Source organism: Paenibacillus agaridevorans (assembly GCF_018604145.1).
Taxonomy (GTDB): domain Bacteria; phylum Bacillota; class Bacilli; order Paenibacillales; family Paenibacillaceae; genus Pristimantibacillus; species Pristimantibacillus agaridevorans.
Window position 1 is genome coordinate 7339310 of the sequence record NZ_CP075889.1, and the last position, 17091, is coordinate 7356400.

Genomic DNA, 17091 nt, shown 5'->3' on the forward strand with positions numbered 1-17091 from the left:
TAAAACGGCAAGAATGGAATCCCTTGATTCCGTTCTTGCCGTTTTTCTATAGAGAGGCGATTAACAATATTTTTCGATACATGAAGGATGATAAGAGTCTTTTATGCAAATGGGCGTAACTTTTCTATTAAACTTGTAGTCTATTATAAGTAGACAACAGAGGATGGGAGAGTTGCAAAATATAATGGGCAAGTTGAAGCAAGGCAAACACGGTCGGATGAAGAGAAGAGGGCATTTAGGGACTAAAGTGATTATCGTGGCGATGAGCGGCATCCTCATTGCAGGACCGGTCGCGTCTATAGCGCCGGAGGGACTGGGGCAATGGCTGGCTCCTCAAGTGAGCGCAGCAACGGCATCTCAGCTCAAGCTGAAGTCGCAATCGATCTTAACATCGGGCGCCAAGCGTCTGGACTATAGTTTTACTACTACAAGAAGCAATAAGAGCGTTAAGACGGACGTGCATGTGATCGAAGTCGATCTGACGAATCCATACGTGTCGTTGGACACGATCAGCGGGAAGTCGGGAAGCGTCGGACAGCGGAACAACATTCTTAATATGACCAAAGAAAGCGGAGCCATCGGCGGTATTAACGGCGATGTTTTCATCATGTCCAATAGCGAAGGCGCGCCGCTCGGGGCACAGGTGCAAAATGGCGTGTTGACTTCGACTCCTTCCAGATTGAGCGGCATGTACGCCTTCTCCCTTACGAAGGATCGCCAGCCCGTCATCGATTCGTATTCCTTTACGGGGACGGTTACGGCATCGAACGGGAATACGTTTAATCTGGAGGGAATCAACAAGTCCGCTTATTTTGGCGAAATGGACGGGGTTACATACAGCCATTCCAACATGATTTATATCTATACAAGCGCATGGGGCGGCGCGGAGCGTCCGATGAATTCCGCGACCAAACCGACGGAAGCGCTGGTCATTGACGGAATCGTTACGGAAATTTCCGTTGAGACGGCCATAAAGACCGCCATTCCGGAGAATGGCTATATTCTTCGCGCCGGTCAAGGCGATGCTGCCAAATTCATAAGAGAGAATCTCAAGGTAGGCGAAGCCGTAACGGCGGATTACGCCCTGAGGTCGAAAACGAAAGGCGTCAATGTTGATCCGGCGTCATTCTCCATGCTGATCGGCGGACATACTCTGCTGGTAGACAATGGAGCCGCTTCGGCGTTCTCGCGCGACATTGCAGGCGTCAGTGGCAATTCTTATACATCGAGATCCGGCATCGGCTACTCCAAGGACGGCACGAAGGTTTATTTGATTACGGCGGAGAAGTCGGGAAGCAACACAGGACTCAGTCTGAAGGAGCTTCAGCAAGTGATGGTACAGCTCGGCGTGTACAAAGGGCTGAATCTCGACGGCGGCGGCTCCACGACGATGACGGAGCGTCCGCTGGGCAGCACTTCCGTGCAGCTCGCCCACTCTACCCAGGAGAGCTCGCAGCGTGCGGTTTCCAATGGGATCGGCGTCTTTACGAGCGCGCCGCAAGGCAGTCTTAAGGGCATGATGGTCAGGGGCTCTAACGTGATGCTGCTTGGCCAAAACGTGACGTATGGGGTAAGCGCCTACGATACGTATTACAACCCGATGAGCGTTGATGCATCCGCGCAAACCTGGACTTCGTCCGCTGCCGTAGGTACGTTTAGCGGCAATGTGTTTACCGCGACGAAGATCGGCAAGACGCAGCTCACGGTCAAGTCGGGCGATGTGACGGCTAACTATGATGTAGAGGTTATCGGACAGGAGCAGATCGCTTCGATGAAGATCAACGCTTCCGCAGGCATGTTGTCGCCGGGCTCGACGCTCCAGGTGCCGATCACGGTCAAGCTGAAAAACGGCAGCACCTATAATCTGACAGGAGACTCGTTCGTGTGGGAGTTCGTCGGCTTCGATGGCGAATACAAAAATGGAGCGATCTCGGTGGGTGAATTAGAGAAGGATGCGACGACAGGTTATGCGATTGCCCGTTACGATGGATATGGCACGACGGTTCCTTTCGTAAAAGGCGAGCAAGCGTCGGTTATTGAAGACTTCGAGACGGCCCGCTATGCCATTACTTCTCAGGTTACGCCAGCTGAAACAACGAAGGGTACGGTTAAGATCGTGACCGATCTGCCTGAGCAGAAGAGCGGCAAAGCGCTGCAAATCGGCTATGATTTTACGCAAGGAACGGGTACAAGAGCCTCCTATGCGGTGCTTGGCAACGGACTGACATTATCCGGTTCGCCGTCTTCATTGACGATGGACGTCTATAGCGATACGAGCAATAACTGGGTGCGCGCCGAAATCGTAGACGCGGCGGGCAAGACGCATCTGCTCGACGTTGCGAAGGAATTGAACTGGACGGGCTGGAAAAACGTGAAGGTCGATCTTTCCGGAGTGGCGTTCCCGGCCAAGCTGAAGCGGGTCTACGTTGTGACGCTGGGACAAGCCGATGTCGAGAAGCTTCCCGTAGGCGCTATTGCCATCGATAACTTGACGCTTCGTACGGCGACCGCCGTGAAGGAACCGGCACGCGCTTCGATCGTGATGACGGCTGGCAGCACGAAGGCGACTGTCAATGGCAAGGCCTTGACGCTGGAGGCGGCTCCTCTGATTCAGCAGGGCTCCACCTACGTGCCGCTGAGGTTCGTGACCGAAGCCATGGGGGCAGAGGTCCTGTATGACGGTAAGACAAGAAGAGTGACCGTTCTAAGGGGATCGCAAATGCTGGAGATGACGATCGGCAAGAAGGACTACACCCTTAACGGCGTACGTTATACCTCTGATGTAGCGCCATTTACGAAGAACGGCAGAACGCTGATTCCGATCCGATTATTCTCGGAGAAGCTCGGTTTCAAGGTGAAATATGAGGATAAATTAAGACAGATTACGATAGATTAGGCTGGACGCCATAGGGCTAAAGTGTGGTATGATGTAAAGGAATATCCTATAAAACCGTGTTCCCGGTCAGGATCTTCGGAACAATCTTTAGGTGAAAGTTCAAAAAGTTCGGTTTTCAGCACATGAGCGTATGCTTCCGATGCTGCGTTTTTTTCAAAAACGCTGTAGAAGATGGAATGAAAGTAGAAACTGAGGAGCGGAGCGTAGTGGAAGCTACGTGAGCACCGGAAGTTTCGCTTGAGTTCAATATTCGATGTCGAATATGCAACGCGACCTACTTCGTGATCAAAAGCGGACTTTTTGAACAACCTCTATAGGAATAAGGGAGTGCCAGGCTGCCGTGGATCACCTGACCGTTGACATTAATAGAGTTATTGCAAATGCCATCAAGGTGATGGAAGACAGCAAGTACCAAATATATGAAATCTGCGAATCGGCCCGTTCCGAGCTCGAAGCGCTGGAGCAGGAGCTGGAGCAAGTGCTCCAGGAGACGATTCGCACCATCGATAAGGTTGACAAGCTTGAGCAGGAATACCGGCTGGCCCGGATCAGGCTCACGGAGGTCAGCCGCGATTTCGTGCGATATAAGGAAGAGGATATTAAATCCGCTTACGAGAAGGCCACTCAGATCCAGCTGGATCTGATGGTCTATCGCGAGAAGGAGAACTATCTGAAGTCCCGCCGCGACGATTTGCAGAAGCGGGTTCGCAATGTGGAGAAGTCGGTGGAACGAGCGGAAATGATCGCTTCACAGATGAATGTCGTGCTGGAGTATTTGACCGGCGACCTGAATCAGGTGACGAGAATCATGGAATCCGCCAAGACAAGACAATTGCTGGGACTCAAGATTATCCTGGCACAGGAGGAAGAACGCAAGCGAATCGCGAGAGAAATTCATGACGGCCCTGCGCAGTCGCTCGCGAATATCGTGTTGCGCACCGAGATTGCGGAACGTATGCTGATCAAGGGTCAATTCGAGCTGGTACAGAACGAACTGGTCGATCTGAAGGGACAAGTCCGCTCCGGTCTGGAGGAAATTCGCAAGATCATCTTTAATCTTCGGCCGATGGCGCTCGACGATCTTGGACTGATCCCGACGCTCAGGAAGTTCACCCAGGACTTCGAGGAGAAGGCCAGGGTCCATACCAAGTTCGAGCTTTCCGGCAAGGAAATCAGACTTCCATCAGCTATGGAGGCAGCCATTTACCGCATGGTCCAGGAGGCTTTTTCGAACGTGCTCAAGCATGCAGGCGCTTCACACGTTTCCCTCGAAATAAGCTTTCATCCCCAGATTATTACGCTTACCATACAGGACAACGGAGTAGGTTTCCGAGTTGAAAGCATCAACCAGCCGCCCAAGCGCAATGCGCACTTTGGCCTAATAGGCATGAGGGAGCGGGTGGAGTTGATCGAAGGAAGGATTGATATAGACTCAAATCCGGGACAAGGCACGAAGATTGTAATAGATATTCCTACGACTTCCGAACATAGAAAGGAGATTGAGACTAATGAATCAGACCACGTCTAGCGGCCACAAGATCAAAATATTGTTGGCTGACGATCATCAGCTGTTCCGCGAAGGATTGAAACGCATTCTCAATATGGAAAACGATATCGAGGTTATCGGTGAATGCGGAGACGGTATTCAGGTTATGGAGTTCTGCAATCATACCATACCGGAGATCGTTCTCATGGACATTAATATGCCCATCGAGACGGGTGTTGTAACCACCGAACGACTTAAGTCGATGTTTCCTGATGTAAAGGTCATTATTTTATCCATTCATGACGACGAAAGCTACGTGTTCGAAACCCTTCGCAAGGGCGCGACGGGTTACTTGCTCAAGGATATGGAGGCGGAGTCGCTTATTAATGCGATTCGTTCCGTACAACAAGGCTATTCTTATATCCATCCCAAAGTCACGGGCAAGCTCATTAACCAGCTGCGCCGGATGACCTACCTGGACGAGATGGGCGTTGCAACGGGCGCTGCGGCCGCGAAGGAGGCAGGCGTGAAGTATCACGCGTCGGAAGAGAGTCCGCTTACTCGCCGCGAGGCGGAAGTGCTTCGTCTGATGGCGGAAGGCAAGAGCAACAAGATGATCGGGGAGTTCCTCTTCATCAGCGAAAAGACCGTTAAGAACCACGTCAGTAGCATCCTTCAGAAGATGGAAGTCGACGACCGTACGCAAGCGGTTATCAACTCCATCAAGTTCGGATGGGTGACGTTGTAAAATTCGATGGATAGTGAGAAGAGCTTGGAAGCTGCGAGGGTGCAGATTTCGGGGCTCTTTTTTGCATTATCGATAGTATAAGGCGGTGCGTTTGATTGAATAACAAGTATCTAAATCCTTCCGGGAAATTATATACCTGTAATGCTAGTGGATTGCATAAGGTGAATTTCGAGGCTGATCTTTTGCTTATTACACGGGCTGGCAATGAAATTAGAGATACAGAGACCGTTCGGGATCTCTCTCCCTCGCCTGATTTATTTCGTACGGCTCTGCAAGAATGGAAAAATAAGCTGGACAATGAGGAATGGTGGCCCCTATATGAAAAAAGGTTCTTGAAAGAACTTGAATGGGAAACCAGAGTAAAGGCTTTACGAGAAGTATATAAGCGGTTAATTGCCGGTAAGAATGTGGTCCTTATTTGTTTTTGTCCAGATCATCGGTATTGTCATCGCAAGCTGGTCGGAGAGTTTTTCAACAAGTATGGCGTCGAAGTGCAAGAGTTAAATCCAATTAAAGTGGAACAAATTAAATTGTTTTAGGGGCTGCGTATGAACGCGGGAGAAGTCTTCATTTGGATTGATCGTATCGGGAAAGAGCCGGCAAAGATGAATGAAAAGAGAAGCAGCACGGCCCAAGGAGGCCGTGCTGTTTTCGTTCCGGAATTATTTGGAGTTGCGTTGACGTTGTCTGAGTGTCAGCAAGCCGGATACAAGGACGAAGCTTCCAAGCAAATAGTAGGGCATACGACTTGTATCTCCTGTCTTGGGCAGCTTATCTATCGGTGGGAGCTTCTCATCTGTCGCCTGATCAACCTTCTCGTCTGGCCCTCCTCTAGGAATCTCCTCCTCTTCGACGGTAATGATCGTCTCGGTTGGCTCTGGAGATTCTGGCGGATTCTCCGACGGTGTCACAGTAGGTGGCACGGAAGGCGGAGTCGTAGATGGCGGTATAGAAGCGGTAGCGCTAGGCGGCACGCTTGGCGTAGCAGCAGGTGTTTGTACTGGAGTGACAACAGGCGTCTCGACAGGCGTCTGAACAGGCGTCTCGACAGGCGTCTGAACCGGAGTCTCGACAGGTGTCTGGACCGGAGTTTCGACAGGCGTCTGAACCGGAGTCTCGACAGGTGTCTGGACCGGAGTTTCGACAGGCGTCTGAACCGGAGTCTCGACAGGTGTCTGAACTGGCGTCTCGACAGGTGTCTGAACCGGAGTCTCGACAGGTGTCTGAACTGGCGTCTCGACAGGTGTCTGAACTGGCGTCTCGACAGGTGTCTGAACTGGAGTCTCGACAGGTGTCTGAACTGGAGTCTCGACAGGTGTCTGAACTGGAGTCTCGACAGGTGTCTGAACTGGAGTCTCGACAGGTGTCTGAACTGGAGTCTCGACAGGCGTCTGAACTGGAGTCTCGACAGGCGTCTGAACTGGAGTCTCGACAGGCGTCGCCGACGGAGTCGGACTAGGCGTCGTACATCCGGTGGCCGATTGGAACGCATATTTGAGCAGGTAAAAATGTCCGGTTCCAGGCTGCAGATGCTCCTGAACAGGACCCAAGTAGAGGTCAAGTTGCGAAGGACCGCACGCAGGCAAGTCGATCGTGAGTTCATATTTGCCCGGCGAATCTGCCTTCAGCGTATGAGAAGAGAACAATACTTGGTCTTCGTAAGGCAGCGGCGAGCTGTCATACTTATAGTCGGAGAACGTAATTTCAACGCAGTCCATCTTCGTTTCGAAGTAGGCTGTCGCTGTCCCGTTGTTATGGATGACGATCTGGATCCCTTCTCGATCGACGGCATTGATGTTTTTGGTATAGGTCTGACAGATTGGGGCAGGTACGGGAGCGGGGAACGTATCGTTGGCGGAGTCGCCGCCTTCCGCCCAAACAATGGAACTTAACGGAAATGATACAATTAGTATCATTGATAATAAAAAAGCAAGTCGTTTCTTAACGGTTGACATGCTTTCACTCTCCTTCTATCAGTAACTGCGGCTCTCCTCCGACATCCTGCAAGGCGGTGCTAGTCGTTTCCCAACGCAATACGCTGTCTAAGTCTCCGGATGACTTCGGTAGCATAGGGCATGACATGGAATGCCGAATAGTCATTTGAATATATGCATAGGGCTTGTACAAAAATGATAACATATTATGAATATACGGCAAGGGTGTTATTTTGGGGGATGTTGGGGATTGGACCGAAATGATTGTCGAAATATGTGAGCGGATGCACATTATAGCTTCTTGTCCTGTTCTGCCGTAACCGATGGGCTCCTCTCGGCATATAGTGGCATAGAGGAGGTGGCTGATATGTTAGAGCTTCTGCTACTGGTCATCGGTTGTTATGCGGCTGCAGCGCTTCTGGTGCATCTGGCATACAGGTTCGGAGGGGAACGCAAGAAATTACGCAAACATTATGTGCTGATCGCGGACGGGCGGCAGCCTCATATGGAATGGTATTTGCGATCCATACATTCTTTCTCGAGTTGGACGGGGAGTGACATACGGTTGACCGTTATTGATCGCGGTTTGACGGACGAGTCGAAAACGATCGTAGATCGGTGGAATCGCGAGAGCCATTTGGTAGAGATGTTGCGGACGGATACAGGTGAGGCGTCTGGCGTTACTGACGGCAAGAGTTATTCATCAAGCGGGGATGGAGCGGTTCATTTGCTATGGCTCCTTCAATCGAGGGGAATCGTGTCCGAAAGGGATTATCCTGTATTGGTAGATTTACAAAATCCGGAAGACTTGTCTAAGATGCCTTTTTAGCTTATAATCGCCTTATATACCATAATAACTTGAGAGAATCCAAGTGAAGCACACTTGATTAATGCCGGCTAACGGCTTAATCGGTGTGCTTTTTTGTCGTGGACTTGAAGGGACGCAAGGAGACAGACGCCGTGCGAGATTAAAAAACAGAGCAGTTACCAAAAAGGGGGAACGCAGTTGAAAGCATATGTGTATTTGTTGAAGCAAAACGAAGAATGGACAGCTTGGATGACTCTGTCACCCGAGGTGGATTACGCTTATTGGTTCGGAAGAGGGAGCGCCTGGCAAGAGGCGGATTGCGCTTGGTACTGGCAGGAACCGCTGCCTCTCGGTCAGGCGGCCGAGGCGGTGCGGCTGTGGAGGGGACGAGGCAAGCGCGGAAGCAGAGCGTTGCTTGCGAAACAGGGATGGGCAGCCCTGTGGGATAAGGGGGAGACCAAGGAGTCCGTGGGGCAGGCAGAAAGTGCAGGAAAGGCTGATAGCCGCAGCAGGAAGCAGGGGAGAGCTCCTGGCGAAGCGGAGGCTGTCGGAAGGATGTCGCGACTCATTGATGAAATTCGGACAGCAGACTCGGGGAGGCGGAGAAGCTGGCTGTTCGATTGGAGAAAAGGAGCGGTGGCGGAGCGTTATGAAGGTGGCGGAATGTATGGGGGGAATGAGAGTAGAGCGAGTGAAGGGAAGTGTGGGTATGGTGAGGACCGGCCTGGAATGGGGACGATTGGAGGGCAAGAAGGAGGAAGAGAGGCGCCACTGCAAAGTAAAGATGGGGGCGGCATTGGGGATATTCGGAAAGCTGCTGCGATAGCAGGTAATGGTGGCGGCGGTATTGGGGAAGCGCAGCAAGTTATAGCGTTAGCAAGAAACGGCGACGAACGGTGTTATAAAGGTGAGCGTGTCCATAGCAAGGGACGGCGCAGAAGCGTGGTGCGCTGGAGCGCAGGCGACGGGCGGCAAGTTATGGATGCCGACCGGTGGAGTCATGTGGCGGCAATCGCGAAGCTTGCCGCCAGGCTCTTGCAGGGACGCGCGCTGCTAAGCGTGGAAGCGCGCGCCCTGCTCGCCAGCGCAGCCGTGCCCGGCGCCGAGGCCCACTGGAGCGAAGCGATCCAGTTGGCTGCGCTGCTCGGGCAGGTGCGCCTGAGCGGATCGGTCGCTGCCCCCGAGGGCAAGCGGGCGGACGCCCGGCGCCGACTCCGCTGCATGCGTTGCGGCAGCGGGGAGGCGCATCTGCGGCGCGCGCCATGCATGTCCTGCGGGCGCGACTGCGCCTATTGCGAGGCCTGCATTCTGATGGGCCGGAGCCGGGAGTGCGAGCTGCTCATTCGGGGCATGTACGACTCGCCCGTATGGAAGGAACAAGGGCTTGGCAGATGGAAGGCACTCCGTCGGCAGCCGATGCCGGAACGACTTGGCAAGTGGGGACTAAGCCCGGCGCAGCGGGAGGCTACGGCGAAGGCGCTTCATTTTCTCGAAGAGCGTCCCGTTGGAGAGAGAATGAAAGGCACTCGTGTACCACGCCTTAGTAATACGCTTGGCAGAGCGATCACGCGATTAATGCCGTCTGGCCGCTCTCGGAAATCTGGTGCAAGTGACATGGACCAGCAACCCGGAGATGACGAGTCGGATACGCGTCCCCTACGCGGGAATCAGGAGCAAAGGACACGAACCGCGATCGAGAACCGCTACAGCTATCCAGGTTCGCGCGAGGGGGAGGGCGAAAAAACAAGCAAGGGAATAAGAAACGGCATTAGCAAAGGAACAAGCAGTGGAACAAGCAACGTAACAAGCAAAGTAACAAGCAAAGTAACAAGCAAGGACAATGGGACTAAGCTGCATGTTGTAGAAGGGGAGGCGTCTACTCCGCGATCCGTTTTAGAGGAGGACAGACCCTCACCCGATCGTCGCTTCCTTATATGGGCTGTGACAGGAGCAGGTAAGACTGAGATGGTCTTCCCGCTGGTAGAGTCCATTATAAGCAGAGGAGGGCGCGCCTTGATTGCCTCTCCGCGCAGGGACGTCGTATTGGAGTTGGATCCCCGGATACGGAAAGCATTCCCTGCATCGAATGTTGTGACGCTGTACGGAGGGAGCGAACAACGTTGGGACAGGGGGGAAATCACTTTGTCGACGACGCATCAGCTCATCCGATTTCACGAAGCATTCGATCTCGTCATCGTCGACGAAATTGATGCCTTCCCGTACCATGGAGATCCTATGCTGTATTTCGCAGCAGACAAAAGCCGCCTTCCTGGTGCGCCAAAGCTGCTGTTATCGGCAACCCCTCCTCGTGAGCTTCAATATGAGGCCAAGCAAGGCAGGCTGCCGCATGCGCGCGTGCCCGTGAGGTATCACCGACATCCGCTTCCCGTCCCCAAGTTGCTTCGTTCGCCAAGTGTCCGCCATTTGCTGGCAAAGGGGAGTGTGCCTGCCTCGCTCCTGCATGCCATTCGTCATTCGTTGGGGCGCGGGGCGCAGGTATTTCTATTCGTACAGCGTATTAGCGAATCCGAGCCTATGGCCGCGCTGCTTCGCAAGCAGTTGCCGGTGAACGAGATCGAAGCAACGTCCTCCAAGGATCCTGACCGCGCTAATAAAGTCATTCGCTTTCGCACCGCCGAGACACGATTGCTGGTGACGACAACCATCCTGGAGCGGGGAGTGACGGTACCGAGGAGCGATGTTTTTATCCTTGATGCGGATGGCAAGTTATTCGATGAAGCGTCCCTTGTGCAGATGGCGGGGAGAGCTGGACGATCGGCAGATGATCCTGCCGGCAGGGTTTATTTTATCGGACCGGCCAGGACGGTCTCACAGCTGCGGGCTGTTCGTCACATCAGGGGGATGAACCGAATCGCAGCGCGAAAAGGTTTCTTGCTTGAGGTTCGCCGTAGCGACAAGCAAAAGGAGCAGGGCACATGAGCTTTGTTCAGTGGCTCGCGGCATTAAAGAAGAGTTTGACCGGAGCGCATAATTTGGCGGATTGGCTGACTGTCGGAGCGGACAACTGCCTCGTGTGCAATGGAATGATTCGCGGGGAATCGCAGCATGATAGAACCGGCAAAGGGCTGCTATACTTGCGACAATCCTTATGTCATCGTTGCAGGGAGTCTATTCCATGGATAAATCGAGTGGAGTGCCCTCATTGCGGCCGGGGTATGTATTGCGAAGATTGTAAGCGCCAGCCGAACCGGCATTTCCGGTTAAATCGAAGCGCTGTTGCCTATGATGCCGTCATGAGGGACTGGCTGGCGATGTACAAATATCGCGGACTGGAGCGGCTTGGACCTGCTCTGGCGGAGATGCTGTGCCCAGTATACGAACGACTAACCGAAGCGGCAGGCGGCCGATGGGACGCCATGACATATGTGCCAATCAGCGATACTAGAGCAGAGGAACGAGGATTTAATCAATCGGCCGCGATGGCCGAGTATGTCTCGAAGCGTTATGGCATTCCGTTGCATTCGCTGCTTAAGCGTACGCGGCATACCGAGAAAATGAGCTTCAAGACGCGAACGCAGCGTCTAAGGGATGCTCAGGGGTTATTCGCGCCGAGGGAAGCGGGTTTTCAAGAGCTTAGGGCCAATCACCCCCTCCATACTGGAGAAAATGCCATGAATATATTGCTTGTAGATGATATTTTTACGACAGGTAGTACTGCGGATGCTTGCTCCAAGGCGCTTCAAGCGGGAGCCCGGTTACTGGATACAGAGGCATGCATCTATGTGTTGACATGGGCGCGATCCTAGAATCATCCTGTGCTGAAGTGGTGAAGGGACGTAACGCGATCGCCAATCATTTTGCTAATGAAATAAACCTTGAATTCCGTTAAACTATATTAAGATCTGGTTTTTACGGACAAGGAGGTCGTTTAGTTATGAATTTGGATAATTGTCCTCGGTGCGGCAAGCTATTTGCCAAAAACTTCAGAGATGTTTGCCCGGTCTGCATTCGGGACATTGATAGAGAGTATCAGTTGTGCGCAGATTATCTGAGAGAGTTTAAAGGTGCGATGATTGGGGAGTTGTCGGACCAGACCGGCGTCTCCATCAAACAAATCACGAAGTTCATTCGAGAAGGACGTATTTCGATGGTTAATGCCCCAAATCTGTCTTACCCATGCGAATCTTGCGGTACATTAATCCGTGAGAATCATATCTGTGACAGCTGCCGTGCCCGTCTTGTTAAGGACACGAACCAAATGAGACGGAATGAGGCGAGCAAAGCGGCGATGACGGAGGAAGAGAAACGAGCAGCGCAAGCCGCATACCGCGGGATATCCCAGTATAAGGACAGATAAATCAACAATACTATTAAATAAAGCTTGACTAAAGCCGATAATACTTGCATAAGGTATTCGGCTTTTTTAGTTCCCGTAAATGAATGAGGTGGATAAATTGAAAATAAACGAGACCAATCGCATAGGCGGCACGAATCCATACCAGAAACAATCGGAATTCAGGACGGAAGGCGCCAAGAAGGCCAAACAAAAGGACGAAGTGCAAATTTCGGCCGCAGCCAAGGAGATGCTGACGACGAGCAAGCTTAACAGCACGGAACGTACAGAACGTCTGAACGAGCTCAAGCAATCCGTTGCCTCTGGCACTTATCATGTCGATGCAGGCAAGATTGCAGAGAAGTTATTGCCTTATTTAAACAACAACAATTGAACGGAGTAAAGGCGGGATGAGCGGATGTCGATGACAGGCATGATCGAAATATTGCAGAAGCAGTTGAACTTGTACGAGAGGCTGCTTGTCTGCGAGGAAGAAAAAAAACCGCTTATTCTAGCCAACGAAGTTGTTAAGCTGAACGTTCTTACGCAGAAAGAGAAGCTGCTGACCGCCCAAGCCGAAGAGTTGGAGACAAGCAGGCTGCTCATGACGGCCAGACATTTCAAAGAGCTGGGCTTCCGCAACCGTTCCGGCATATTATCGGATCTCATCAAGTCCGTCAACCATCCGGAAGAGAAGCGACAGCTTATGGAGATGCACGAGTCGCTGATTTGCGTACTTACCAGGCTCAAGCAAATTAACGAAGAGAACCAAATGCTCATCCAGCAGTCATTGGATTTCGTGAACTTCTCGATCAGCCTTATGGTCGAAGATCCCAACGAGGACGTTACGTACCAGCATCCAATGAGCATCAACGGGAATAAGCGCAATTGGTACGATTCGAGAGCATAACGAGGAGATGAAACGATGAGATCGACCTTCCACTCGCTGGAGACGGCAAAACGAGGCATTTTCACGCAGCAGGCTGCGATCAATACGGTTGGTCACAACATATCTAATGCCAATACAGAAGGGTTCTCGCGGCAAAAGGTAACAATGGTTGCAGCGAGGCCGATCGAGGCATATGGCTTAAATCGCTCGAACGCACCAGGACAGCTTGGTACGGGTGTTGAATTTACTTCAATTACCCGTATTCGCAATGCTTTCCTGGATCAGCAATACCGTGAACAAAGTCATGGTGTGGGCAGCTTGGAGATTCAGACGGATACGCTTAACAAGCTCGAGGGCTACGTCAATGAACCTTCTGATCATGGAATTCGTGCAGTCATGGAGAAGTTCTGGAGCTCATGGTCTGACCTGAGCAAGGATCCGGAGAACGTAACGGGACGGGAAATTTTGCAGGAAACATCGAAGGCGTTAATGGATACATTCAACGAGCTGAATCGTCAATTGACGGATCTACATGCGGATTTAACTTCCAATGTCGATGTAAAGGCGTCAGAAGCCAATTCGCTTCTCTCTACCATTAGTTCATTGAACCGGGAGATTGGCAGAATCGAATCCATTGGCGATAGTGCCAACGATCTTAGGGATCAACGGGATCTCATGACGGACAAGCTCTCCAAAATCATGAACATTACGGTATCCGAAACTAACCAAGGTTATACCATTAACATGGGGACGACGAACCTGTTGGAAGGAACGACAGTCACTCCGGTCAATGCGGGAACGCTGGAAGCCGCGTATACTAGCGGATCTCTGCAGGGCGGAGAAGTTCATGGCATGATCGTATCCCGCGATAAATACGTGACGGAATTCGCGAGTCAGTTGCACACGCTAGCGAATACGATTGCAAATGGGGAAATCGAGGTTACGATACCCAAAGGGTCGGTTCTGCCTGGTACTACCGTGCCGCTTGCTGCCGACCAAACCATTACGGTTAACGGTATTAATGGATTGCATAAGCTTGGTTACACGTTAGAGGATCCGGCTACTGCCGGACAAGATTTCTTCGTCTTTACCGCTGATCCGAACAGTTTGACAGGTTGGAATTATCAGCTTAATGCATCTATAGCGGCCGACTCCAACAAAATCGCTACTTCGTTGCGCACGACTACTGACGGTGGCGGAGTAACAAGCGTAATTAAAGGGAACAACGGATTGGCGCTCCTCATGTCCGAATTAAAAAACGTAAAGTTTGCTTTTGATGAGACTGCACAAGGCGGAGGTATTACTCAAGCAACGGTTAACGACTTTTATGGTGCCGTTGTCGGTGCTCTTGGCGTTCAAAGTCAGGAAGCGGATAGACTGTACAACAACTCACAGATGCAATTGGACCAAGTTCAAAGCAACAGATTATCCGTCAGCGGTGTTTCTTTGGACGAAGAAATGTCCGATCTGATTAAGTACCAATATGCCTACAGCGCATCTGCAAGATTCATGACTACATTCGACGAGATGCTGAATAAGCTTATCAATGGAACAGGAGTCGTTGGCCGCTAATTTAAGCGGATATCGCTAAGGGGGAACAGGAGTATGACGCTTCGAGTAACACAGAGTATGATGCATTTGCAATTGTCTAGAAACTTAAACAGGAATATGACCCAAATGGAGCAGTTGCAACAGCAAACGGCGACTGGTCGCAAGATCAACAAAGCATCCGATGATCCGGTAGGTATTACATATTCCTTGCGGTACCGCTCGGAACTATCGGCCACGGAGCAATATCAGAAGAACGTAGACGCTGCGCTCTCTTGGCTTGACTTTAATGATACAGTGCTCAGTCAGGCGGGAGATGTTTTGAAACGGGTTAAAGATTTATCTATTCAAGCTTCAAATGGAACCAACTCGCAAGTTGCGCTTGATAGCGTCAAAAATGAAATCATTCAACTGAAGAATCAGCTTGTAGATATCGCGAATAGCAAGATTAATGGAAAATATATATTTAATGGGGAGAATTATGACCAAGCTCCCTACAGCAAAACAAACCCAAAAGCTTCTGAAACGGATAATGGAACGATACAATACGCCGTTGGTTTTAATATGACATTGGATATTAATCAGCCAGGTGAGAAAGTATTCGGTATTGCGGATCCCGCAGGTACGACAGATAATGTATTCTCCGTATTGGATCGAATAATAACAGGACTAGAGAGCGGTTTGCATGATTCTATTGATGCTGAGTTTTCAAATATAGACATAAGTATTAATCGAATTTTAAATATACGGTCGGAGTTTGGTGCTCGAACGAATCGGGTAGAGCTGATTCAGAATAGACTTGGAGATTTAAATATTAATTTAACTAGTATGCAGTCAAAAACCGAAGATGCTGATTTCGAAAAACTGCTTATTGGTGCTCAGATCAACGAAAATATTTATCAGGCTTCGCTTTCTGTTGGAGCCAAGATCGTTAGTAAATCATTGGTGGATTTTCTAAGATAACATGATGCCTATACCACAGTTGCAAATCCAATCCGTTAACGCTAAAATCGGCATGAAAAGTGAGGCAGGAAAATTTGATATCTCTCAGCCGAGAGCACAAATGAATATTCAGACCGAACCGTCCATTTTGAATGTTAAATCGGAGCAACCTGTCGTTGTCGTAGATATGTCCGCGATGTGGGATGCGCTTAATGGCGGCAGTCATCTGCAGTATATGAACCGTATATATAATCAAAGTGGTAAGTTCGTTGTAGAAGCAGTCAGAGGCACCGTGGAGGAGTACAACAGAATTGGAGAGATACTGACTGACGTCGACCAAGTTGGTGAAGTTGCTTGGTCTAATCTTACGAAGGAGCCGGTGCAAATTGAAGTTTATGGTTCTGCTTCGTATGATAATGTACAGTTTGAGGCTGAAATTTCAAAACCGGACATTAACTTTAATCGTGGTCATGTAGAGATTGATATCCGTCCCCAAAAGGTGGAGGTCTCATTCACAAGGGGGCAGTTGCAAATTTACATGGAACGTTATCCGTCTCTTCAAATAAGTGTACCCAAAGTTGATATGTTTGGATAGCCATGATTTTGGGAATCCGTATAGGTGTAGCAAACTTATACGGTTTTTTTATTTTTGGAACAGATATGCACTACGAACAATATCCAACTGTCGTATCGCGAAATAGTGAAATGAGGTGTAGTTATGCGGATACAATCATCACGTTTAGGTGAAATAGAATACGAAGAAAATGAAGTGATTTCTTTTAAAAATGGAATACCTGGCTTCAAAGAGCATAAAAGATTTAAAGTGATCGCAGTGGAAGACAGCCCGTTTATGTATCTACACTCAATCGACGACGGTGCACTATCATTTATAATCGTATCGCCTTTTGATTTTTTTCAGGAGTATGAATTCGATTTGCCTGATTACGTATTAGATGAATTGAGTATTGCAGAGGACTCAAGTCTGAAGATCATTAGCATTGTAACCATTCTGGACAATCTTGCTAATGCGACTGTTAACTTGGCTGCACCGATCATAATCAATTTATCCAGCAAACGAGGTATACAATATATATTGCCGGACGGCAAGTATAAAGTAAGCCAATCACTATTCACAAAACAAGAAATGGAGTAAGGGGGGATTTAATGCTTGTATTGTCTAGAAAAAAAGGAGAATCAATACTGATTGGGGAAGATATTGAAATAAGCATAGTTGAGATCACTAATGACCAAATAAAGCTAGGCATAACAGCACCCAAGGAAGTTACAATCTTAAGAAAAGAGTTGTATGTATCGGTCGAGCATACCAATCGTGATGCAGAACAGTCTCCAATAAGTATGGCAGAACTTAAAGAACAGTTTAATTTGTTGAAGAAAGAGAAGTCTTAGGAAGACATTTTGCAACCCGTGTCTTTTTTCAGAGACGCGAGTTTTCTATATGTATGTAAGAATGCCGGCTAGCTTAGGCTGGCTATTTCCGCTCTCATCAAAAAATACAGCTCGATAAAAATGAAGACTGCTATAAACA

At 50.0% G+C, this 17091-nt stretch carries 16 protein-coding genes; 15 read left to right on the top strand and 1 reads right to left on the bottom strand.

The genetic code is table 11. From position 1 onward, the window contains the following. The first annotated feature begins 172 nt into the window (after positions 1-172). From KJW29_RS29475 to KJW29_RS29490, 4 genes are all read left to right on the top strand, one after another. On the top strand, positions 173-2896 hold the full coding sequence (locus KJW29_RS29475) for a stalk domain-containing protein (protein WP_246608431.1): 2724 nt from the start codon (positions 173-175) through the stop codon (positions 2894-2896). A 340-nt stretch (positions 2897-3236) separates the two neighbouring features. Beyond that, entirely contained in the window at positions 3237-4424 is a 1188-nt protein-coding gene (locus KJW29_RS29480) for a sensor histidine kinase (protein WP_108994399.1), read from the top strand. Next, positions 4405-5130, top strand: coding sequence for a response regulator transcription factor (locus KJW29_RS29485; protein ID WP_087569442.1), 726 nt, complete (start codon positions 4405-4407; stop codon positions 5128-5130). Before KJW29_RS29480 ends, KJW29_RS29485 begins: the two co-directional genes overlap by 20 nt. Before the next feature lie 95 nt (positions 5131-5225). Then, positions 5226-5669 (top strand): DUF488 family protein, N3 subclade, encoded by a 444-nt coding sequence (locus tag KJW29_RS29490; RefSeq protein WP_214627311.1) that lies wholly within the window; start codon positions 5226-5228, stop codon positions 5667-5669. 123 nt (positions 5670-5792) lie between these two features. On the opposite strand, the gene KJW29_RS29495 is transcribed toward KJW29_RS29490, so the two are convergent. After that, the gene (locus KJW29_RS29495) at positions 5793-7085 is read right to left on the bottom strand and encodes an LPXTG cell wall anchor domain-containing protein (protein WP_214627312.1); all 1293 of its coding nucleotides are present in this window, start codon (positions 7083-7085) and stop codon (positions 5793-5795) included. A gap of 346 nt (positions 7086-7431) precedes the next feature. Here KJW29_RS29495 and KJW29_RS29500 point away from each other — a divergent pair, with 346 nt between their 5' ends. From KJW29_RS29500 to csrA, 11 genes are all read left to right on the top strand, one after another. Next, positions 7432-7893: a hypothetical protein gene (locus KJW29_RS29500; RefSeq protein ID WP_214627313.1), complete on the top strand. Its 462-nt coding sequence runs from the start codon at positions 7432-7434 to the stop codon at positions 7891-7893. A 177-nt stretch (positions 7894-8070) separates the two neighbouring features. After that, complete coding sequence (locus KJW29_RS36345) at positions 8071-10812, top strand: ATP-dependent helicase ComFA (RefSeq protein WP_246608432.1); 2742 nt, start codon at positions 8071-8073, stop codon at positions 10810-10812. Further along, positions 10809-11639: a ComFC family protein gene (locus KJW29_RS29510; protein WP_214627314.1), complete on the top strand. Its 831-nt coding sequence runs from the start codon at positions 10809-10811 to the stop codon at positions 11637-11639. Before KJW29_RS36345 ends, KJW29_RS29510 begins: the two co-directional genes overlap by 4 nt. Before the next feature lie 128 nt (positions 11640-11767). Then, positions 11768-12190 (top strand): TIGR03826 family flagellar region protein, encoded by a 423-nt coding sequence (locus KJW29_RS29515; RefSeq protein WP_087569438.1) that lies wholly within the window; start codon positions 11768-11770, stop codon positions 12188-12190. Between the two features lie 97 nt (positions 12191-12287). After that, complete coding sequence (flgM, locus tag KJW29_RS29520; protein ID WP_108992291.1) at positions 12288-12560, top strand: flagellar biosynthesis anti-sigma factor FlgM; 273 nt, start codon at positions 12288-12290, stop codon at positions 12558-12560. 24 nt (positions 12561-12584) lie between these two features. Continuing rightward, on the top strand, positions 12585-13076 hold the full coding sequence (locus KJW29_RS29525) for a flagellar protein FlgN (protein WP_214627315.1): 492 nt from the start codon (positions 12585-12587) through the stop codon (positions 13074-13076). Positions 13077-13091: 15 nt separating this feature from the next. Continuing rightward, positions 13092-14627: a flagellar hook-associated protein FlgK gene (flgK, locus tag KJW29_RS29530; RefSeq protein ID WP_214627316.1), complete on the top strand. Its 1536-nt coding sequence runs from the start codon at positions 13092-13094 to the stop codon at positions 14625-14627. Positions 14628-14660: 33 nt separating this feature from the next. Then, positions 14661-15566 carry a flagellar hook-associated protein FlgL gene (flgL, locus tag KJW29_RS29535; protein WP_214627317.1) on the top strand — a complete coding sequence of 302 codons (906 nt, stop codon included), beginning with the start codon at positions 14661-14663 and terminating at the stop codon, positions 15564-15566. A gap of 1 nt (position 15567) precedes the next feature. Beyond that, the gene (locus tag KJW29_RS29540) at positions 15568-16140 is read left to right on the top strand and encodes a DUF6470 family protein (protein ID WP_214627318.1); all 573 of its coding nucleotides are present in this window, start codon (positions 15568-15570) and stop codon (positions 16138-16140) included. A gap of 123 nt (positions 16141-16263) precedes the next feature. Beyond that, positions 16264-16698: a flagellar assembly protein FliW gene (fliW, locus tag KJW29_RS29545; RefSeq protein ID WP_214627319.1), complete on the top strand. Its 435-nt coding sequence runs from the start codon at positions 16264-16266 to the stop codon at positions 16696-16698. An 11-nt stretch (positions 16699-16709) separates the two neighbouring features. Beyond that, a complete protein-coding gene (csrA, locus tag KJW29_RS29550; RefSeq protein WP_214627320.1) occupies positions 16710-16952 on the top strand; it encodes a carbon storage regulator CsrA in 243 nt (80 codons plus the stop codon). The last annotated feature ends 139 nt before the right edge of the window (positions 16953-17091 follow it).

Coding starts and splice junctions, on each gene's coding strand:
- KJW29_RS29485 (WP_087569442.1), top strand. CDS start 4,405: ATGAATCAGACCACGTCTAGCGGCCACAAGATCAAAATATTGTTGGCT.
- KJW29_RS29495 (WP_214627312.1), bottom strand. CDS start 7,085: ATGTCAACCGTTAAGAAACGACTTGCTTTTTTATTATCAATGATACTA.
- KJW29_RS29500 (WP_214627313.1), top strand. CDS start 7,432: ATGTTAGAGCTTCTGCTACTGGTCATCGGTTGTTATGCGGCTGCAGCG.
- KJW29_RS29510 (WP_214627314.1), top strand. CDS start 10,809: ATGAGCTTTGTTCAGTGGCTCGCGGCATTAAAGAAGAGTTTGACCGGA.
- KJW29_RS29515 (WP_087569438.1), top strand. CDS start 11,768: ATGAATTTGGATAATTGTCCTCGGTGCGGCAAGCTATTTGCCAAAAAC.
- KJW29_RS29525 (WP_214627315.1), top strand. CDS start 12,585: ATGTCGATGACAGGCATGATCGAAATATTGCAGAAGCAGTTGAACTTG.
- flgK (WP_214627316.1), top strand. CDS start 13,092: ATGAGATCGACCTTCCACTCGCTGGAGACGGCAAAACGAGGCATTTTC.
- flgL (WP_214627317.1), top strand. CDS start 14,661: ATGACGCTTCGAGTAACACAGAGTATGATGCATTTGCAATTGTCTAGA.
- KJW29_RS29540 (WP_214627318.1), top strand. CDS start 15,568: ATGATGCCTATACCACAGTTGCAAATCCAATCCGTTAACGCTAAAATC.
- fliW (WP_214627319.1), top strand. CDS start 16,264: ATGCGGATACAATCATCACGTTTAGGTGAAATAGAATACGAAGAAAAT.
- csrA (WP_214627320.1), top strand. CDS start 16,710: ATGCTTGTATTGTCTAGAAAAAAAGGAGAATCAATACTGATTGGGGAA.